The 21546-nt window shown below is 38.0% G+C and carries 18 protein-coding genes and 1 pseudogene; 14 read left to right on the forward strand and 5 right to left on the reverse strand.

Annotation, left to right across the window (positions count from 1 at the left end):
• Positions 1 to 3: 3 nt before the first annotated feature.
• Complete coding sequence (locus tag J2Y40_RS02180; RefSeq protein ID WP_153394093.1) at positions 4 to 942, forward strand: hypothetical protein; 939 nt, start codon at positions 4 to 6, stop codon at positions 940 to 942.
• Positions 942 to 2531 carry a hypothetical protein gene (locus J2Y40_RS02185; protein ID WP_309996456.1) on the forward strand — a complete coding sequence of 530 codons (1590 nt, stop codon included), beginning with the start codon at positions 942 to 944 and terminating at the stop codon, positions 2529 to 2531. Before J2Y40_RS02180 ends, J2Y40_RS02185 begins: the two co-directional genes overlap by 1 nt.
• Before the next feature lie 72 nt (positions 2532 to 2603).
• Here J2Y40_RS02185 and J2Y40_RS02190 read toward each other — a convergent pair.
• Positions 2604 to 2743: pseudogene (locus J2Y40_RS02190) on the reverse strand (LuxR C-terminal-related transcriptional regulator); the annotation flags it as partial.
• A gap of 109 nt (positions 2744 to 2852) precedes the next feature.
• On the opposite strand from J2Y40_RS02190, the gene J2Y40_RS02195 reads away from it, so the two are divergent.
• Positions 2853 to 3641: a hypothetical protein gene (locus J2Y40_RS02195; protein WP_309996459.1), complete on the forward strand. Its 789-nt coding sequence runs from the start codon at positions 2853 to 2855 to the stop codon at positions 3639 to 3641.
• Between the two features lie 448 nt (positions 3642 to 4089).
• Here J2Y40_RS02195 and J2Y40_RS02200 read toward each other — a convergent pair whose 3' ends face one another.
• Positions 4090 to 4560 (reverse strand): Lrp/AsnC family transcriptional regulator, encoded by a 471-nt coding sequence (locus J2Y40_RS02200; RefSeq protein WP_309996462.1) that lies wholly within the window; start codon positions 4558 to 4560, stop codon positions 4090 to 4092.
• Positions 4561 to 4702: 142 nt separating this feature from the next.
• Here J2Y40_RS02200 and J2Y40_RS02205 point away from each other — a divergent pair, with 142 nt between their 5' ends.
• From J2Y40_RS02205 to J2Y40_RS02250, 10 genes are all read left to right on the forward strand, one after another.
• Positions 4703 to 6091 carry an MFS transporter gene (locus J2Y40_RS02205; protein WP_309996466.1) on the forward strand — a complete coding sequence of 463 codons (1389 nt, stop codon included), beginning with the start codon at positions 4703 to 4705 and terminating at the stop codon, positions 6089 to 6091.
• A gap of 486 nt (positions 6092 to 6577) precedes the next feature.
• Entirely contained in the window at positions 6578 to 6898 is a 321-nt protein-coding gene (locus tag J2Y40_RS02210; RefSeq protein ID WP_153394083.1) for a hypothetical protein, read from the forward strand.
• Between the two features lie 48 nt (positions 6899 to 6946).
• The gene (locus J2Y40_RS02215) at positions 6947 to 7726 is read left to right on the forward strand and encodes a GLPGLI family protein (protein WP_153394081.1); all 780 of its coding nucleotides are present in this window, start codon (positions 6947 to 6949) and stop codon (positions 7724 to 7726) included.
• A gap of 305 nt (positions 7727 to 8031) precedes the next feature.
• Positions 8032 to 8778, forward strand: coding sequence for a metallophosphoesterase (locus tag J2Y40_RS02220; protein ID WP_309996472.1), 747 nt, complete (start codon positions 8032 to 8034; stop codon positions 8776 to 8778).
• A gap of 81 nt (positions 8779 to 8859) precedes the next feature.
• Positions 8860 to 9777 (forward strand): AraC family transcriptional regulator, encoded by a 918-nt coding sequence (locus J2Y40_RS02225; RefSeq protein WP_153394078.1) that lies wholly within the window; start codon positions 8860 to 8862, stop codon positions 9775 to 9777.
• A gap of 217 nt (positions 9778 to 9994) precedes the next feature.
• Positions 9995 to 11140, forward strand: coding sequence for an efflux RND transporter periplasmic adaptor subunit (locus tag J2Y40_RS02230; protein ID WP_309996477.1), 1146 nt, complete (start codon positions 9995 to 9997; stop codon positions 11138 to 11140).
• 9 nt (positions 11141 to 11149) lie between these two features.
• The gene (locus tag J2Y40_RS02235; protein ID WP_309996481.1) at positions 11150 to 14290 is read left to right on the forward strand and encodes an efflux RND transporter permease subunit; all 3141 of its coding nucleotides are present in this window, start codon (positions 11150 to 11152) and stop codon (positions 14288 to 14290) included.
• 18 nt (positions 14291 to 14308) lie between these two features.
• Positions 14309 to 15724 (forward strand): efflux transporter outer membrane subunit, encoded by a 1416-nt coding sequence (locus tag J2Y40_RS02240; protein WP_153394072.1) that lies wholly within the window; start codon positions 14309 to 14311, stop codon positions 15722 to 15724.
• 58 nt (positions 15725 to 15782) lie between these two features.
• A complete protein-coding gene (locus J2Y40_RS02245) occupies positions 15783 to 16337 on the forward strand; it encodes a DUF2652 domain-containing protein (RefSeq protein ID WP_153394070.1) in 555 nt (184 codons plus the stop codon).
• Positions 16338 to 16531: 194 nt separating this feature from the next.
• Positions 16532 to 18679, forward strand: a complete 2148-nt coding sequence (locus tag J2Y40_RS02250; RefSeq protein WP_153394068.1) for an outer membrane beta-barrel protein — start codon at positions 16532 to 16534, stop codon at positions 18677 to 18679.
• A gap of 47 nt (positions 18680 to 18726) precedes the next feature.
• Here J2Y40_RS02250 and J2Y40_RS02255 read toward each other — a convergent pair whose 3' ends face one another.
• Complete coding sequence (locus J2Y40_RS02255) at positions 18727 to 19719, reverse strand: hypothetical protein (protein WP_309996486.1); 993 nt, start codon at positions 19717 to 19719, stop codon at positions 18727 to 18729.
• Positions 19716 to 20036, reverse strand: a complete 321-nt coding sequence (locus J2Y40_RS02260; RefSeq protein WP_153394064.1) for a hypothetical protein — start codon at positions 20034 to 20036, stop codon at positions 19716 to 19718. The genes J2Y40_RS02255 and J2Y40_RS02260 overlap by 4 nt, the downstream gene beginning before the upstream one ends.
• Before the next feature lie 174 nt (positions 20037 to 20210).
• On the opposite strand from J2Y40_RS02260, the gene J2Y40_RS02265 reads away from it, so the two are divergent.
• A complete protein-coding gene (locus J2Y40_RS02265) occupies positions 20211 to 21005 on the forward strand; it encodes a response regulator transcription factor (protein WP_153394062.1) in 795 nt (264 codons plus the stop codon).
• Positions 21006 to 21054: 49 nt separating this feature from the next.
• On the opposite strand, the gene J2Y40_RS02270 is transcribed toward J2Y40_RS02265, so the two are convergent.
• Positions 21055 to 21546, reverse strand: a complete 492-nt coding sequence (locus J2Y40_RS02270; RefSeq protein WP_153394060.1) for an SMI1/KNR4 family protein — start codon at positions 21544 to 21546, stop codon at positions 21055 to 21057.

The following is a 21546-nucleotide window of genomic DNA, read 5'->3' on the forward strand; positions in this document are numbered from 1 at the left end:
ACCATGGAAAATAACAACAATAATAATCTGAAACCGTTGTCTTTTGACAATGACATAAGCCAGCCTTTAAAACCCCTTTCATTTGAAAATAATAATGACATTCAGGAAGACTTTATTCCTATTGCCAGAACCATTTCGGATGATATTAAAAATAAGGACAGCAACTTTGTTTTCTTCTTCGGAACGGCAGAGTCGGGAAAATCTGTGATCCTATCCACCATGTTGTATTATTTCAGAGCCCACGCCGGAGTAGTACGCCCTAAATTGGGAACACCCAATACAAAGGAAGCCAATGTGTTACTGTCTGACTTTTTTGAAAACATCAGACAAGGTATTTTACCGGAAAGAACAACAAAAGATCAGGTTACACGGCTGGATCTTGTTTTTGAACCTAACAATAAATCAAAGAAAGTAGTTCCCATTAATCTTACTTTTCTGGAAACATCCGGTGAAAACCATAAAGATATCAGAAGAGGAGGGAGCTATCACAGCAGCATAGAATCATTTCTGAATGCCAATATTCCACTCACGTTTATCATCGTAACAAGCTATGAGTCGGCTCATAAAGATGATGCCCTGATTAACGAGTTTCTGGATGAGCTGGAAAGGAAAGGGAAAAACCTGAAATCGGTCAATGCCATTTTGGTTATTTCCAAGTGGGATAAGTCCGGAAGAATGGACGTGGAAAATGCCGGAGAACTTGATGATTTTATTATAGAACGTCTGCCGATGACATCACAGAGAATTGATACCTATGGACTGAGCAAAACCTATTATACGGTAGGAAGCGTTCAGAATACCACAGGGCGGGAAAGGATCAGCCTGCTTAATCTGTCTACAGCGGGTGTTCTCTCCAAATGGCTGTACAGAAGCATTACCGGATATGATCTGGATTATGAAGGGACATTTTGGGAGCGTATAAAATTTAGTTTTACAAACTGATGGATGGGAGTTATTTTTTCATAGCATTCGGTACTTTTGGAAACCCGAATGGATTCAGGCAGTCTTTTGTGTTAGGAGGGAATGCGGCAATAGCGAAAGAAATCCGGACATTTGATCTGAAAACAAATGCGATTAAGCTATTTCCTGACAGCCGTATTTATGCTTTACGGAAAGACTATGCCGGAGGTTCAAGCTTCATTTCTTATTGTCTGTATACATTTGCTAAAGAGCAGAATTCAAACCGAGGCGGAACTTTTATCGGATCAGGCTTGTTGTTTTCCGGTAAATCGGCCTCAGAAGGCCTCGTAATCGAAATCCTGAATGAGTTTCATGAAAATCTGGAAAAAAATAATGTGACGGAAGAAGTCATTTCAGTTGGTCATTCTGATCAGTTTACTGTACAGAAGCCTAAAGACTTTGATAAATTAGGATTTCATCTGCAGGATATTGATGAGGTGGATTTTACCAGATTCAATGAAACTTATCTGGTGGTATACTGTATCACAGATCCGGCAGAATTGAAAGAAAAGCTGACAAAAGCAGTCCAGCTGCTCAATATGTATGATGCCATCTACTTTACCCAAAGCAGTGAGATCGCTGAATTTGTACAACAGAAAGGGATTTTTAAAATAGTGAACGCAGACGGCTTTGAAAATGAAATTCAGCTCCTTCAGAAAGAAAAAGAAAGATCAGTTCAGAATATGATCCGTGAACTGGAAACTGAAAAAGAAAGTCTGAAAGATGAAAAACAGAAAGTTATCAACGAAGCCAGTCAACAGATTGAACGAAATGTACAGCGCCATCAGGACAACGAAAAAAAGATTCAGGCATCGAGAGACAGTGTCCGGGTGATCAGTCAGGAATATGATCAGTATTCAAAAAAGTTAGATGAGCTGGTGAATAACTTAAAATCTGGAGGAAAGACAGAGATAGTCAGAAAACAATATCAGGAAAATAAGAAAGCACTGGGTTCTGTAGTCATTCAGAATAAAAATATACCTTCTCTTGATACGGTATCATCTTCTGGTCCGACAAGACCGGGAACTTTAAAACCGAATTCTTTTTCCGGAAACAGCCTTGCGGAGTTTAATGCTGGCCGAAGCAGAGAAGAAAACCCAAAGTCCGGATCCATGATCTATAAAATAATGACTTTTGTATTGCTGTTTCTTTTAGCCGGATCTTACCTTTCTTATTTTCTTTTTTTTAATAAAGGGCATAAGATAGAAATCCCTTATACCGAGGCTTCCGTTTCTGAAAATTCAGAGAATGTGGAAACGGTACCTACTGTTCAGCCAGATAATACAATGGTCAGAGCAGAAGAAAATCTGAATCCGCTGCCCAATTCTGAGCTGAATGATAATGACCGGATTCTCATTTCTAAAAAAGTGAAATCCGGAACCAAAATTGACAGTCTCGTCAATGCGATCTATGAACTTAATCCTTCTACCATCAAAGACTATTACAGGCATCAGAAAAAGGATTATAAAGAAAAGCTTTATCATATCAATCCAGCCAGTTTTTCCATCAAAGGACCGGATACGATTTGGGTAGATACTTTGAAGAAAGTGCCCAATTATAGTAAATTTTAGATGCTAATATATTTTAATGTACAATAATAAAAATTCTTAAATATTGCCTGATTTATTAGTTGATCCCTTGCTTTAGAAAAGCAGCAGACTATGTGTCATAGTATGGACAATCAATTCTGAGGATGTCTTTGTATTGGTTTTTGTCTCAGGTTACGCTTATGGTTTTCTACTGTATGATAAGAAATGAAAAGTGCGGATGCTACTTCAGAGGTATTTTTCTTAAGTCTAATGAATAAAATTAATGAAAAATGACAGATATATGTCATTTTTTTGAATATTGAAACTCAGTAATTTTGTTAATTAAATAAATATAGAAACAAGATGAAAAAAATTATTAGATTAGGAATTATTCTTATTTCTTCTATCATATATTCTCAAGTTGGGATTAATACACAGTATCCGAAGAGTACCCTGACTGTAAATGGATCATATGCGGGAAGCTACAAATCGATAGCTGTTAGTACTAACTTAACTATTACCGATCAATTTGTAAATGTATTTGGGGCTTCATCTGCTATTACAGTTACTCTTCCTGATGCTATAGTAGCAGATGTAGTGAAGGACTCTTTTTATGGAAGAGTATATCATATTAAAAATACTTCTTCTTTTGAAGTAACTATTAAGGGAAATGGAACACAGATGTTACAAAATGGACCAACCTCAAGCCCGAATAGTATTATTCTTAAATCAGGAGAGTCGGTAATGGTGATTAAAAATTCAAATAATAACGTTTCAAATGCTTTATGGGATGTTTTTCAACAAACCAGTGTTACTAATGACACTACTTTTGTGGTAGGCGCCATTAAATCGTTTAGGGCAGTTGTACCAGCAACATCATTTACGACTAATGGGGGAATAAGAAATATAATGACAGGGAAAGCTGTAAATCAAACTGCTACAACGAATAGACAGTCGGCTTATGAACTTTCCAGTGCAATTGAAAAGGCAAAGTTTATTATAATTAATGGGCTAAGGATGGATTTTATGAGAGTAAATTATAATGGAGTAGATGTATCTCCTAGATTTTTCAATACTACTGCTGGAACTATTACATATAACATTTTCTGCTCTATCCACAAACAATGCAAATATTTATGGTGTAAACAATAATGTTTTAGGAAATTATTATAGTAATTATATTGACGGAGATGATGATTTACTGACTACTGAGAATGATGGAGCCGAATATATTAATGTAATGTTAACCTTTCCTGATGGACAATGGTACAATTGTACTTGGCATGCAACGAGAGATGCTGCTAACTATTATTTTTACTTTACGGCGCAACGCTTAAATTAATTGCCAAAACCTATTTCTAAAAATACATAATACATACCAGGAGAAATGGTTCTGTTATAACAGTAATACACAACGCAAGGTTAATATATTTAGGTAATCATGTACTTTAATGTACCAATAGTAAAAATTCTTAAAGATTACTCTCCGATTCATCATTCAGTTTACCACCTATAAGTAATAAAATTTAATACTTTGTTTAAGAATAGAGTCTTGTACATTAAAGTATATCATTGCCTTATTCAATATTGTGTACCGTTTCTAGATAATCTGTACACTTTCTTTAATGCTGTTCATGACAAAAATACTCTTGGTTTGCCCGATGCCTTCAATCTCTGAAAGCTTGTTGATGAAAAATTCGTGGAACTCATCCATATTGGGAGCCAGGATCTTCAGCATGAAATCAAAATCACCGCTGATATTATAAAACTCAACCACTTCTTTCAGTTTTCCGACTTCCTCAATAAACTTTCCTGCGGTTTTTTTGTTATGAACATTCAAAGCAATCATGCAGATCACCATCATGCCTTTATTTACTTTTTTTCGGTCAAGAACAGCGGTGTATTCTTTAATAATCCCTGTTTTTTCCATTCGTTTAATCCGCTCGTGGGTTGGAGTAGGACTCAGGTTAATTCTTGCAGAGATATCACGCACGCTCATTTTAGCATCTTTTTGCAGCAGGCGAAGAATAGAAAGATCTTTTTCGTCAGGAGTGTATGAGTCTGTAGTCATTTGTTCTGTTTTTAAGTAAATAGTTGATTGTTAAAGTACAATTGTTCTTTTTATTTTTATATATATGTTATATTGTTCCAAATTTACTATATAATTTTTATATACGTTCTGTTAATTTTAATTTTGCAGGAAATTTGAATATATGGATACAAGGAAGAATTTAATATTAATTATTGCATCGGTGGGGACTTTTGTAGAAGCTTTGGATATTGCTATTATTAATTTAACCATTCCTTCTATCCAGGAGCAGTTCGGCATCGGAGCGGCCACAGTACAATGGCTGCAGACGCTATATGTATTATTTTTCGGTGGATTTCTGATCATTGGAGGTAAGCTTTCAGACCAGATAGGGCGTCGGAAAATATTTCTGATCGGAGCACTCATCTTTATGCTGACTTCATTAGGAGCGGGGCTTTCTCAGAGCTTTGAAGCATTAGCGGTATTCCGTGCCCTGCAGGGATTGGGAGCGGCATTGGTCATGCCTTCTGCTTTATCTATTGTAACCAACACCTTCAGAGGAGAACAGGAACGTAACCGGGCAATTGGTATTTTCAGTTCATTTGCCGCCATTGGTTCCGGAAGCGGGCTTTCCGTTGGTGGAATCATCAGTACCTACATGAGCTGGCATTGGGTTTTCCTGATTAATGTTCCTATTCTTCTGATCACTTTGATCTTTGCCTATCGTTATCTGCCATTAGATGAGAAAAATGAAACGACACAGAAAACGGATCTTGTTTCAGGAATCCTGCTTGTACTGGGACTGTTAAGCCTTACCTACGGAACTCATGAATTGATTCACATTCAGGAACAGCCTTTGCTGATTGTGGGTTCACTGGTATTGTCGGTTCTGCTTTTGGTAACAGTATATAGAAGACTTAAATCTGTCTCCCAGCCGCTGATCGATCTGAAACTGTTCAGACATAGATCGCTTGTTGTCTCCAATGCAGTATTCTTTACTTTAGGGGCCTTTTTTATCGGGTTTTTATTCCTTATTTCCCTGATGCTTCAGAAAGATATGGGACATAGTGCAGCATCTGCGGGGTTAATGCTGGTTCCATTCAGCATTATGTCAGCACTGGCAGCAAAATTTGTACTGCCTCATGTATCCAAAAGACTGAGTTCATCCCAAATGGGCGTTTTCGGATGGAGTTTTATGCTGTTTGGAGCTTTATCTTTATTGTTGTCTGTCTATATTGGACATCCTCTGGCTGTAGTATTATTGGGAGCCGCCTGTATTTCCGGAATAGGAATGACCTTCTGCTTTACCGCCCTTTCGGTGATGGGAATTCAGGATGTTGAACCTTCTCATTACGGGGTAGCTTCAAGTTTAAGTTCTACAAGCTACTTCCTGGGCGCAGGAATCGGACTTTCATTCATGACTCTGATGAGCCAGATCTTTCCATCAAAATATGCAGTAGGAGATCTGAGCCTGATGATTCTGATTGGTTATGCAGTTTTGGCATTGGGAATGTTGTTGTACTTTATATTCAGAAGCTTAAAAGTAAGGCAGACTGCCGTTGCAGTTTCATAATCTTAAAAACACACAAACTATATAATAAAAGAACCGGTGCTTGAGTATCGGTTCTTTTTTTGAACCATATCCAATTTTTCTTTTACCGTATTTTCTTTAAAGAAATTAAAAAATCGATATGAATACTGACGGTTCAATCAATCGTCTCGGATATAGAACCCTATACAAAGAATCAAACTTTAGAGAAGATTTAAACTCAAGGATCCTGGAAAAAAACTTTATTCATTATATAGTCATATGAATTGATTTTGGTTAGAAAAGATAGAAAATAATCACGGAAATGGTAATTTTCTTGATTAATAATTTATACGTTTTTAAGGTATTTAAAAAAAAATAACTAAAGAAAAAAATATTTTATGTTATTGATTTTATATAAACTAAAAAAGTTTTAGTAATTATAGTTTCCCTTAATTGTGATATAAAAAAAGTTCTTATACTTGTTCAAGATTGCAATCACAGAAATTAATAATTTAAAAAATCAAAAAAATGAAAAAAGTTATTTTATTAGCAGCTTTCGGAGTTGCTGGGTTAGCAAATGCGAAAACAGCCGATGTGAAAGTTCCAACAGGGTTAACAAACGTGAAAACGTATGAAGTGAAAATTTCAGAAGAAACCAAAAAAGAAGATTCTAATGCTGTTCCTTTCCAGCTTTGTGGAGTTAGTGTAACCTATTACGATGGTGATGGAAATATTACGGGATATGATCTCATAACATCAGATCAAAGTTCATTAGAGAACTGCCAAATGTGGCAAAGCTTAGTAATCCACAGATTACAGAAAAAGGGCTTTATTGTTTCAATGGACTAAAAAAATAATATGGGAAATTAATATTAATTTCCCATTTTTAAACGTAATATGAGAAACATTATATTTTTAAGCTTAGTATTAATATCGGGACTTGGGTTTTCACAAAAAATCCACGTAAAGTATTTAAACGTCCGCTCAGAGATTGCAACGCTTTATGAAGACCTATATATTGATAATAATAAAGTTATGTCAAGACAGGATTCACTTATTCAATTCAGAAATCAGAATACATCGAGCGGTACAATAACCGCTTTTAAGCCGTCAAAAATTACAAGAGCATTTTACTATATGTCTACTATAAACAAGGATCAGAACACAAAAGATTTTTTCTTTACTGGTACTGTAAATGGAAATGATCCTAATGATAACTATTTTATACATGATAATGTTCCCAAGCCGATATGGACCATAGAAAAAAGCAGCAGAAAGAAAATTTTAGGATATGAATGTTTTAAAGCCACTACGAATTTTAGAGGTTCAAATATAACTGCGTACTTTGCAAAAGATCTCCCTTATTCTGCTGGGCCATTTAAATTTTATGGTTTACCTGGACTTATTTTAGATATTAGAGTTGATAACAAGGCGTATAATATTTGGAAAGCAGAAAAGATCGAAATTGATTATAAAGAAAATATCAATTTAACACCGTCATTTAAACAATATCCAAAAATTGAAATGAACAAATTTACAGAGCTTAAAGACCAGCTACTTTTAAAAAATAATAAAGAAATTATAGAGACCCTTCCTCCAGGTGCCAAAATTCAATACAGCACCAATAGGTTAGGGATAGAGAAAAATTTTGAATGGGAAAATAAACCAACTGAATAAAAAGAAAAAAGACTGTCCTTTTGAGACAGCCTCCAGAAAACCAACGGTAGAGTCTAAAATGGACTATACTGTTTTTAATCGTTTTATAATCAATAAAAATATATGCAATCAATTTAATCTGCTGAGAAAATCTAGTTTTCCTCTGCTCAAATAAGGAATATATCTATTTTTCTATTAAATATAAATAATCAGCATAGAGTTAATTTCCTGTAGGGATTAAGTGTACTTTAATTTATACTGTTTCTAATATAACGGCCTAGCTAGCCATATTTTTACTTCTGGTGATTATATTTTACTTTTGCCGTATGAAAATACAGATCATCAGCGACCTTCATCAGGAATTCGGATTTACTGATCTTGACTTCAGCAGTGCAGATCTTGTGGTGTTAGCGGGAGATATTAACCTGGGGACAAAAGGGATAGAATGGATCAAATCTAAGATTCAGAATAAGCAGGTCATCTATGTCTTGGGAAATCATGAATATTATAAAGGTTCCTATCCAAAAACACTGAATAAGATCAAAGCTGCAGCAGAAAACTCTTCTGTTTTTGTTCTTGAAAATTCCTCAGTAGATATTGAAGGAATACGTTTTCACGGGGCCACACTCTGGACCGACTTTTCCATTTTTGGAAACCCCGTACAATACGGAATGCTTTGTCAGTCAAAAATGAACGACTACAAAATGATCCGCCGTGATCCTTCCTATTCAAAAATGAGGACCATTGACACCTTTAAAATTCATCAGTTTTCAAAACTTTGGCTGAAAGAAAGCCTTGAAGAATCAGCGGGTCTGAAAAATATAATCGTTACCCACCACGCGCCAAGTATAAAATCCGTTCCTGAACATTACAGCAAAGATCCTCTTACAGCTGCTTACGCTTCTGACCTTGAGGATCTGATCATGGATTATGAGCCTTTATACTGGATTCACGGGCATATCCATACCCCTTGCAGATATAAGATCGGTGCCACCGAAGTCATTTGTAATCCTCACGGTTATATTGATGAAAAATACAACGGCTATGATAAAGAGCTTTTTGTTGAAGTATAAGCTGTCAGCTATCAGTTAACCTACTATTGGCTTTCGCTTTTTCACAAAAATCCCCTAATTTAGCATATAATTTCACTTCCGATGCCTAAAAAATCAGCAGCAGCATTACCGGAATTCGTTTCCATATTCACTTTTGAAGAGCTTCTCGAACAGGTGGAGTTTGATCTTCGTGTGAAAGAATTTGTAGTTATGGAGATTGATAAAGCCAGCTATGCTGTCAAACTGAATACCCCTTACCGTTCAGATTATTTCTGCATTTTTCTCGTGCAGCAGGGAGATATTCGTTTCAGGCTTTATGATGAAAGCTATGAGGTGGCTAAAGGAGATGTTGTTTTCTGTCCCATGTCAGAAACATTCTGGGTAGAAAAGATTGCCGATGACTACAAATCCAAATATATTTTCTTTTCCATGGATTTTATTTCTCAGGCCGGGTTTAACTATAAGTCTAATCACGTAATGAAAAGCCTGTCATCAGATCCTACCCACATTATCAGGAACGAACCGGATCTGTACCGGAAAATGAACTTTCACCTGGATGAATTAAAAGCCCTGAATAATACAGAAAAAGATGATTATTACTTCAATGAAATGATCTGGCATCACTTCTCATTGGTGATCTATGAAATTGATAACTACTTCAAAAAAATAGAAAAACCACATCAGGTAACGCTCCGGGAAGATGAGCTTACTACCAGTTTTTTCATTCTGGTACAGGAGCATTTTAAAGAAGAGCATAATGTTCAGTTCTATGCAGATAAACTTTTTATCAGCCGTAAATACCTGACCAAAGTGATCAATAAAACCATGTTTAAATCTCCCAGAGACATTATTCATCAGGTACTGGCAGTAGAAGCCCGGCTATTGCTTAAAAACCCCAATCTGAATGTAGGAGAAGTGGCTGCACAGCTTAAATTCTCTGATCAGGCATCCTTCAGTAAATTTTTTAAAAAACATGCCGGAAAATCTCCGCTGGAATATCGTAAAGATGATTTGTATTGATAACCAGTTACTTGTGTTTTTAGATGTCTTTTTGCTAAATAAGAGCAGTAAATTTGATTAAAAATATAAAATATTATCATTTATGTACTCTATAAATGATATTTCTCATGTTTTTCTAAATAAGGAGTCTTTTTGACAAAAGAAGAGGTTTTTTGAATATTTCTATTGAATTTTTTTCGGACGAATTTTGCCCAGTAAATTTAAAAGGAATATTGTTATGCAGAGATTTTTTATCCAGAAATCCACTATCCTTTTCCTCTCGCTTATTGTTTTAGCGGGATGTAAGAAAAGTAACCCCAATCAGTCTTATCAGCAGCAGGCACCTGAGCTTCCGGTAGAAACGGTAAAGCAGGGAGACGCCTCTGTTTCCAGAGAATATGCTGCCTCGGTAGAAGGAGTTTCCAACGTAGAAATCCGTCCCCAGGTAACAGGCTATTTAAGCAGAATTTTTGTAGATGAAGGAGATTATGTAAGAGCGGGACAGCCCCTTTTCAAAATTGAGGATCAGGTATTCCGTGAACAGCTGAAAAGTGCACAGGCAGCCCTCATTACCGCACAGGCTGCATTAGCGACATCTAAAATAGACCTGGACCGTAAAAAAGAGCTGTTGAAAAACAAAATGGTTTCCGATATTCAGGTGAAAGAAGCGGAAGCTGCGTATAATGGAGCAAGAGGAGCTGTAAGCCAGGCGATGTCCTCCATTGAATCAACGAAGATTAATCTTAATTTTTCTACCATCAAAGCTCCGGTAAGCGGCTTTATCGGGAGATTCAATTACCGTCTGGGAAGCCTGATGACCCCTTCCAACCAGGAGCCGATCACCCTTCTATCCGATATTCATGAGGTATACACCTATTTCAGCATGAGTGAAAATGATTTCAATAATTTCCAGAAGCAGAATGCAGGAAGCAGTATTAATGAAATTATCAAAAATACACCCGCGGTTTCCTTATTGCTTTCAGGCGGTGAGAAATATGCCCAGACCGGAAAAATTGATGCAGTAGAAGGCCAGTTCAACAAAACAACAGGTTCCATTACCCTAAGAGCAAAGTTCAGTAACCCGGATAACCTTCTGAGAAGCGGAAATACAGGGAAAATCATACTCGATCAGTTTTACAGCAATGTAGTCCTTCTTCCGATTGCATCCACAAGAACCATTCAGGACAAGATTTTCGTATTCACCATTAAAGACGGAAAAGCAATGATGCTTCCGGTAGAAGTGAACGGAAAAGCAGGAGATAATTTTATTGTTTCAAAAGGTCTGAAAGCTGGTGACCAATACATTGCCACAGGATTCGACAGACTGCAGCCGGGAACTCCCGTAACGGCACAGAAGAAAAATGCGCAACAGAAAAAATCGTAAGAAGAAATCATGTTAAAAAGAATTATAAAAAGACCCGTACTGGCAACGGTAATTTCCGTGCTGCTTGTCATTCTGGGGATCGTCGGTATGGTAAGCCTGCCGATTACCAAATTTCCGGACATTGCACCGCCTACTGTCATGGTAACGGCTGCTTATCCGGGCGCCAATGCGGAAACCATCGCGAGGTCCGTGGCACCACCTTTGGAAAACGCCATCAACGGGGTGGAGAATATGGATTATATCACGTCCACTGCAAGTAATGACGGTACTTTAAGCATTACCGTGATTTTTAAATTGGGAACAGACCCCGATCAGGCGGCCATTAACGTACAGAACAGGGTAGCACAGGTAACCAACCAGCTTCCGGCAGAAGTAGTACAGGCCGGGATCACTACGCTGAAAAGACAGAACAGTATGATCGCCATGGTCTCTCTGACCAGTAAAGATGGTACTATGGATGATCTTTTCCTGGAAAACTATGCTAAAATCAATATCGTTCCCGAGCTGAAAAGGGTGAAAGGAGTAGGAGATGCCATGGTATATGGAAATAAAGACTACTCCATGAGGGTATGGCTCGATCCGAATAAGCTGACTTCCTATAATCTTACCCCGGCAGAAGTTTCCCGTGCTATTCAGTCTCAGAACCTGGAAGCGGCACCCGGAAGATTCGGGGAAAGAAGTAAAGAAGCGATGGAATATGTTCTCCGCTACAAAGGAAAATTTACAGAGCCTGAACAATATGAGAATATTACGATCAAAGCCTTGAGCGATGGTTCTGTTTTAAAATTGAAAGATATTGCAAAAGTAGAATTTGGGGCGTACAGCTATACGGTTTCCTCCAATTACAACAAAAAGCCTTCAGTAACGATGGCGATATTCCAGATGGCAGGATCTAATGCCAATGAAGTGCAGATTGCCCTTCAGGAAAGAATGAAAGAGCTGGAAAAATCGTTCCCGCAAGGGATGAATTATGAAATTCCTTATGCAACGAAAGAAGCACTGGACCAGTCGATCGATCAGGTAATTCATACCCTGATAGAAGCATTTATCCTGGTATTTATTGTGGTGTATATCTTCCTGCAGGATTTCCGTTCCACCTTAATTCCGGCCATTGCAGTTCCGGTATCCATTATAGGAACATTCTTTTTTATGAAAATTTTCGGGTTTTCAATCAATATCCTGACGTTATTTGCCTTGGTACTGGCCATTGGTATTGTGGTAGATGACGCCATTGTCGTCGTGGAAGCGGTCCATGCTAAAATGGAACATAAAAAACTCAACCCGAGGGCCGCAACCATGTCGGCGATGAGTGAGATCACAGGAGCGATTGTTTCAATTACCCTGATCATGTCTGCGGTATTCGTACCAGTCGCATTTATGAGCGGCTCTACAGGATTGTTTTACCAGCAGTTTGCCTTAACACTGGCCATTGCCATTGTTATTTCTGCGGTGAATGCCTTAACACTGAGCCCTGCTTTATGTGCCCTGTTACTGAAGCATAACCACGGAGGAGCTCAGGAGAAAATGAATTTCAAAGACCGTTTCTTTGCCGGTTTTAATGCCAGTTTCAACAAACTGACCTTCCGTTACGGAAAATCGGTGTTGTTCCTGTTAAAAAGAAAATGGGTAGCAATGGTTCTTATTCTTGTTTTCGGAGGGCTTTTTGCCTGGATGTCAATGACAACCCCTAAAGGATTTATTCCGGATGAAGACCAGAGTTTTATTATTGTAACAGCCAATCTTGCACCGGGAGCTTCAAAAGACAGAACCTCAAAAGTGGTTTCAGATACGGAAGATCTTCTGATGAAAAATCCGGCTGTAGATGAGGTGATTTCCGTAGATGGATTGAATCTCTTCAGCGGATCAATGTCATCCTCAGCAGCCTCTATTTTCGTAAAGCTGAAGAAAGGAGAGGAGAGAGGAAAAGTGAGCAATATCAATGATATTATCGGGCAGGTTCAGGGAATGCTTTCGCAGGATAAAAGAGCCAATTTCCTTGTGCTGAATACACCAACGGTAGATGGTTTCGGAAATACCAGCGGGATGGAGCTTGTGCTTCAGGACCGTACCAACGGGGAACTTCAGAATTTAGGAAACATTTCTTACGGAATGATGGGCGCTTTGATGCAGAGACCGGAAGTAGCAGTGGCATTTACCACCTTCGATGTTACCTATCCGCAGTTTGAAGTGCTTGTAGATGAGGTGAAAGCTGCCCAGTTAGGTGTAAGTGTAGCTGATGTGCTTGGCGTAATGCAGGGATATTACGGAAGTATACAGTCTTCGGATTTCAACAGGTTCGGGAAGTATTACAGGGTATTGGTACAATCTACTCCGGAAACCAGACAGGATAAAGAATCTCTGAACGGTATTTTCGTGAAAAATAATTCAGGGGAAATGGTTCCTGTGAACACATTAGTTACTTTAAAGCAGGTAACAGGTGCTGAAGTGGTAGACCGTTTCAATCTGTTCAACTCTTCCAATTTAACGGTGATGCCGGCTCCGGGATTCAGTACAGGACAGGCTATGGCCGCAATCGAAGAGGTGGGCAAACAGGTTCTTCCTCCGGGATATACCTATGATTATAAAGGAATGAGCCGTGAAGAAGTTTCCGCAGGTTCACAATCGGTGATGATTTTTGGATTGTGTATCGTGTTCGTATTCTTCCTTCTTTCCGCACAGTATGAAAGTTATGTACTTCCTTTAGCCGTTCTGATCGCTATTCCGGTAGGTTTATCAGGGGTATTTGTAGGAATTACACTGGCAGATCTTTCCAACAATATCTACGTACAGATTGCTTTGGTGATGCTGATCGGGCTTCTGGCCAAAAACGGGATCCTGATCGTAGAATTTGCCATCCAGAGAAGAAGAGCAGGGAAAAGTCTGATCGCTTCGGCAGTAGAAGGAGCAAAAGCACGTCTGCGTCCAATTCTGATGACTTCACTGGCATTTATTACGGGACTTCTTCCGTTGCTGTTTGTGGTAGGACCTTCTGCGCTAGGAAACCATTCCATCGGTTATGCGGCCGTTTCTGGGATGCTTTTTGGAACAATACTGGGGATTTTTGTGGTTCCGGTACTTTTTGTAGTCTTTCAGGCTTTGCATGAAAAGATGAGCGGAAAAACGATAACGGATGCCGACTGGGAATATTAAATCCAAATGATTATGACAATGAATTCAATTAAAAATATAGCTTATATCGCACTTATTTCAGGAGCGGCAGTATCCTGTAAGGTTCAGAAATATGAACGGCCGGAAGTCAAAATGCCTGAGGTTTTCAGAGGTGACAGCATTACTACAGATACTCAGGAAAATATCGCGAAAACCAGCTACAGGGATTTCTTCAAAGATCCGGTTCTGGTTGCCCTGATTGATAAAGCTGTTACACAGAATAATGACCTTCTTGTTGCTTTAAAACAGATAGAGTTTGCGTCATTAGCTTATAACCAGAGCAAATGGGGAAATGTTCCCGTGATCAGCGGTGGTCTCAATGCGAATATCAGCAGACCTTCGGATAACAGCATGAACGGAATGATGGCCGGACAGTTTATGGGGAAACGGTATATGGAAGACTATACTGCCTCGCTCAATTTTTCGTGGGAAGCGGATATCTGGGGAAAGATCAGAGGCAGAAAAGAGCAGGCTCTTACAGAATACCTTAAAACACAGGAAGCTGCCAAGGCTGTTAAAACTCAGCTTGTGGCCTCTGTAGTGCAGGGATATTATAATCTCCTGATGCTGGATACCCAGATGGAAATCACAAAATCTAATCTTACCTATGCAGACAACACCCTGAAGTTTTTAGCAAAACAGCAGGAATTAGGGCTTACCACTGCCCTGGCAGTACAGCAGCAGGAAATTGTAAAAGATCAGATCCTGAAATCCATTCCGGCGATAGAAAGTTCTATAGCCACTCAGGAAAATGCATTAAGTCTGCTCACGGGCTCCATGCCGGACAGGATTGAGAGAAGTGCAAGCCTGAATAACGTACAGTCACCGGATCATCTGGCAACGGGTATTCCTTCAGAATTATTAAGTTACAGGCCGGATATTAAAAGTGCGGAGCTTGAAGTAAGAAAAAGTGCTGCAGCCATTCATGTTGCAAAAATGAGCATGTATCCTTCACTGAATATTACAGCGCAGGGTGGTTTGAATGCTTTCCAGGCAAGCCAGTGGTTCAGTATTCCCGGATCACTCTTCGGAATGGCTGCCGGAGCTATTGCACAGCCTATTCTGAATGGAAAACAGCTGAAAACACAGTATGAACAGTCCAAAGTATTGGCAGGTCAGGCTGAGATCAGTTTTAAACAGTCCGTACTGAAGGCTGTAGGAGAGGTTTCCGATGCGTTGGTGCAGATCCAGAAGCTTGAAGAGCAGCAGAAAATAGCGGAAGGGTTAGTTGTAAAATCGAATGAAGCGGTAAAGAAAGCGGATATTCTGTTTAAATACAATTCAGCCACGTACATTGAGGTGATTATCGCCCAAACGAATAAACTTCAGACGGAACTTGATCTGGCTTCCCTGAAAGCTCAAAGACTGAATGCCATTACTACGCTTTACAGAGCGGTAGGAGGCGGATGGCAATAAAGTAAAATTAAACCTGCTTCGTCTGTAATGATGCAGCAGGTTTTTAATCCATACTATTATGAAGAATGCAGATATACAAGATGGTATTATTCTTATCCCCGATTTCAGCGGGTTTACCGAATTTGTGTTCAACACAAAGCTTTATACGGGAGAATATATTGTGAGACAGCTTCTTTCAACATTGATTGATGTGAACGGGCGCTATTTCGAGATTTCGGAGATCGAAGGTGATGCTATTTTGTTCTACCGTTACGATGAAAATCCGTCTTATGGAAATATTTCTGCAATGCTCTTGAAAATGCGGAATGCTTTTAATAAAAAGATTGAAGAATTGAGCAAAGCGTTAAGTACATCTATTGATCTGTCGCTGAAATTTATTGTGCATTACGGAAAATTTTCGCAGTACCAGATCGGGAATTTTAAAAAGCTTTATGGAAAGCCGGTTGTGGAAGCTCATCAAATGCTGAAGAATGATTTTGCAGAACAGCCTTCCTATGCTTTATTCAGCAATTCATTTCTGGAAAGTAGCAGTAATAATGAAGTTACCCTGAAAACTTCCAGCCGTCATCTTCCTGAGGTAGGCATGATCCATTATTTTGAAAATGTAAACTAGCATATCTATTTTTTAATCCTTGTAAATTTGCTATTGTATGTCCGGATTTTTCCGGACATTTTTCATTATTTAGTGATATATGTAGTGTTAATTTTTCCTTTAAAAGAAGGACTTTGAAATATTTTCCTTTTTTTTCATTTTTCGTGTAACAAACTTTCACCAATAGGTGTCTTATAAGAGAAATATTACTTTGGATGAAAATAATTATATGTTCGGTAGCTTTATTAATGGGTTCTTTAACTTTAGCCCAAGCCACGAATGACACAATAAAGAAAAACGAGAAAGAAATAGAAGCAGTAACATTGACTGCCAGAAAACCAACGGTAGAGTCTAAAGTGGACCGTACTGTTTTTAATGTTGCCAACAGCTCTATTCTTGCCGGAAATACAACCTGGGATGTCCTGAGAATGACCCCTATGGTAAGTATCGATAACAATGATGCTGTAAAAGCGGAGGGAGAATCGGTGACGGTATACATTAACGACCGTAAATCTGTTTTTACAGGAAAGGAGTTAAAGGAATATCTTAAAACCATTCCTGCGGATAACCTGATGAAGATTGAAGTAATCACAAGTCCTTCCTCACGATATGAAACAACAGGTTCGGTGATTAATATCGTGTTGAAAAGAAGAGATGATGAGGGATTGAAAGGGAGTGTGACTTTTAACAACAGACAACAGACAAAGAACTCTCAGTATACCAATCTTAACCTGAATTATCATAAGAAGAATTTTACCCAGACCCTTATCGGAAGTTACAGTGATAATACCTATGTTCAGAAAAGTTTTTTTGAAAATACACTGTATAAAGATAACTCTGTGAGCCAGGTAAATAATGAAGTAACCGGAAGAGGGAAGAGTCCTTCTTTCTCCTCAACCTCTGAGTTTGAACTGAATGATAAAAACAATGTAGGACTTATCCTGGAATATTATCAGAGCAGAAATACTTCCACATCGGATGCTGACGGAATCAACTATCTTAATTATAATCAATACCAGGATTCCTATCATCAGGACCAGGATGTAGTGGGAAAATACAGGACTTTGGGAACCAACCTTTTCTATAAGTATTATGATAAAGAGAAAAATAAAATTCTTGATATCAACGTAGGGACTAATTATAATTCCCAGATCAATTCTAATACCTTCTTAAAAACATTTAATGTTTCCCCTGTTTCGGATCTTTTGTTAACCAATTCTGATGAACAGACCCGTAATTATTACGTGAAGGTAGATTATACGCAGCCTATAGGGAAATCAGGAGGCAGCTTTGAAGTAGGAGGAAAAATGGATTTCAATAATAATGTGATTGCGAATGACGCAAACGGGAGTTACCTGAATAATATCCGTAAAAATGATGTTTTCCATTATGAAGATAATATCAATTCCCTTTATGCCAACTACAGCAAAACCTTTTTTGAAAAGCTGGAAACCAGAGTAGGACTACGTTATGAGCATATTGATCTTAAAATGAGACAGGATATAGCCGGAACAGAAAGAAAAGATTCTTACGGGGCATTCCTTCCTAATTTATTGGTGAAGTATACTTTTTCAGATAAATATGATCTGAGTCTTACGTATAACAAAAACCTATGGCGTCCATGGTATTCCGAGTTCAATCCTTTTCTTGTTCCCACCAATGACGGAACGTACAGCAGAGGAAATATGGAACTGGACCCTAACCCAAGCCACAGGTTGTATATGAAATTCGGATTCAAGAAAAAATATTTCCTTTCAGCAAGGTATATGTTCACCGACCAGGATTACTGGACCACCTTAAAAGAAGAAAATAATTTACTTGTTACCCTTCCTTCGAACCTAAATGGTAAAGTTCAGAAATATTACGTTTTTGCCAATACCAATCAGTCTTTCCTGAAAAATAAACTGAATGTAAATGTAGGAATAGGATGGTATTATGTTGATAACCATGATTTCAATGAAAAGAATGACCTGAAGGGAGCCAAATACCTGAGTTATCTGGGAGGCTCTGCCAATCTGTCGTACACCAATCTTTTCAACAAAAATATTAATTTGAGTGCCTGGGTGGAGATTGCCAATCAGAACAGCGGTAATTCATATGGAAACAAAGTGAATGTTTTTCATAATTTCTCAGCCACAAAAATATTCCCTAAAACCCAGATGGAGGTCAGCCTTCAGCTGATGAATATTTTCCAGAGACCAAATTATGATGCTACCAGCTTCAGCCAGTACGGAACTATCAGAACTTCCTCAAAATGGGACTGGTACGGAGCCTCAATTTCCTTTGTAAAACGTTTTGGAAACCAGAAAGTGAAATCGAATACTAAGACTGATGTAGAGAAAAATGCAGGAGGGGGCAAGTAGTCTATAAGATAACATAAAAAGTGCCGTTAATCCGGCACTTTTTTTATTTATTCTGTTTTGCTGAACAATGGAAAGTTGGTTGTCAGTCCAATGCTTAACCGTTTCATAAGTCCGTTATTAAGATTCTGCGTATCAAAAAAATCATTGAATTGAAAGCTTAATCCTATAGTGGTAATACTGACATCTTTTTTCATCTGGGATACAAATACCATTACTCCCGCATCCGTTATGGGTTTTGTAATATTATTTGGTTTTCCACTAACGTAAATGCTATAACCGAATGTCAGACTTTTTTCATCCATATTATCGGGTGTAAGCCTGCTTAGACTGACATGGAAAGGATAACTGTCATATTCCTTATAATTGCCCTGTTTAGCTGTTTTAGTTGTTAGAATCTCTCTTGTTACCGAACTTTCTGTGTCTATTTGTATTTTACTGTCCCTTACTTCAACGGAAGTTAAATCATTATAATTGTTCGTTCTAGAATATCCTGCCCTAAAGCTAATCAGCCAACTGCTTTTTATAAGCATATTGTAATTGAGGCCTAGCGATAATCCTGAAAAGCTCTTTGAAGAAAGCTGACTTTTAAAAGTTGTATCACTTTTATAGAGTTGGTATTTATTCACGGAATAACTGGCATAGATGCTGCCCCAGTCTAAAAAGTTATTTTCGGGCTTCGTTGCTTCTCTATCAAATATTTTAACCTGATTGAGGGATCCGGAAATATTGATACCCGGTGAAAACTGTCCGTTTTTAAAAACAGCAGCATATCCTTCTGTGGGCTTTACTTTGACTCCCAATGTCCAGAATTTATATTTTGGCTGACCAAATGGGGTTGTTCTGTTGTAATAGTCAAATCCTATACTCTGATCTCCTGTATTTAACTTAATCAAACCGCTGCTCATGAGAGATGAAGACTCATTTACAGTCAGCATGGGTTGAAATAAGACATCTCCGTTTTTGTCTTCAATAAGAAGCTGTCCTTTCATGAAAGAGAGTGAGATGAGTAAAAAGAACAGACAAAAGTTAATCTTTTTCATACGAATTCATAAGCTTGATGTCCGTAATTATAATCAGTATTTCTGCAGGTAACTTTGTTAGACTGTTCTGTTTCGTTAATGAGAACTGAGCATTCAATTTCTCCATTTTCTTTACCTTCGCAGCCAATAAAGACATCCAGTGCATTGTCGTCAATTGGATAGTCTTGTAACTTTACATAATAATATCCAGATTTTGCGTTGTAGTCCCATCCGCTGCCGATTCTCGAATTACTGTTGGTGTTTTCAAGGAAAACTTCCCAGGTGAAGACTGAGCCTCTCTTTTTAAGTCTCAGTTCGATGTTGATGATTTTTCTCATGGGTAAAAAATTTTGTGGTTGTTTATAAAGTTTTTTAATGGTTCCGGAACTTTTGATAATAGCAGGTGAGCTCTCTGAACACTATCAAAGTTAGATTTTGTCTCTTTACAAAAAAATACTACTTTCGGGTAATTTTTAACATAAATTATGTTAATTTTATAGCAAAGTAACTTTATGGGTAAAAAGTTTTTAACAGATGCTGAAAAACCTCATCTTCTTGTAAAGGTTTGGAATAATTATCCTGAAGTTTTACAAAACGGAAATGAAATTTCTCCTCCACCCTCTATTGAAAAGATCATAGGGGATGTGTTCTCCATGGGAGAATTCTATTATTATGTAATTAATATTGCAGACAGTACCTTAAGCGGGCATCATCCCAATATCCTTAAAATGCACGGCCTGAAGCAGCTTCCTCACCACCTTAAAGAAATTATAGATCTTATACATCCTGCAGATCTGGATTTTGTAATGGAAGCGGAAAGAATGACTATTGAAAAGATGAGAGAAATAGATGGTTTTAAACACCAGCAGGAGCTTAAGACAAGTTATTGTTTCCGGATGAAAACGGCAAAAGGAAATTATGAAATGTTTCACCATCAGGCCCTGCATACTGCGAAAAGTGATGACGGAAAACTCCTGCAGGCTGTTAATATTCATACCAATATCCAGCATATTACAAAAGAAAACAGCTATATTGTATTGGTGCAGGGAATTGGCAGCCGGAATGATTTTCACCAGATGCACTGTCTTCCCGATATCAGGAATCCTGAACTGAAGGATCTGCTGACTAAAAGAGAAGTTGAGGTGCTTACCCTGCTGGCCGGAGGAAGTTCTGCAAAAGAGATTGCGGACAGGCTCAGTATTTCCTATCATACAGTAACCACACACCGGAAAAGTATTCTCCGAAAAACCGGATGCAGAAAAGTTTCGGAGCTTGTGAAAGTAGCCATTGAATATGGATATATTTAAAAGTGAAGCTGGCAGAAGTAAGCGGTAAAGTTTGTTTGTAAAGTATATTTTAAAACAGATTTAAATATCTTTCTTCAAGGGTTTTATTTTTTAAAGCTTCCAGAAACTCAGAAAAGCTGTCGGCTACATGATCAGTTTCCTCATACTCAGGTTCTTCCCCGAAATAAATCTTCCCAAAATTATTATCTGCCGTGCCAATTGAGAAATAAGCATAGCTGTTTTTTACGGAAAGAATGAAAGGCAGATGAGCATTCCAAAAACTAATGATCTGGTTCCGGGTTGTTTCATCACCTTCAAAAGCTGCCAGAGACTGCTGTTCAAACTCGTTCCAGCTGAACTCACTTTCAGTATGAGAGTCGTTAAAATCAGAAATACTATTGAACCATGTAGTGTCAGATAGGTTGGTAAGCAATAAAAATGATTTCAGGAAGATGTTATAATCTTCAGGAATTTTTGGATAACGTTTCAAAAAGTCTTCTGAAAGTCTTCCATTTGAACCGGTTTTTATGGTAAAATCTGGGTGATCTGCTAATGGATTCAT

Origin of the sequence: Chryseobacterium sp. 2987 (assembly GCF_031456375.1) — a bacterium.
In the GTDB taxonomy this organism is placed as follows: Bacteria; Bacteroidota; Bacteroidia; order Flavobacteriales; family Weeksellaceae; genus Chryseobacterium; species Chryseobacterium vaccae.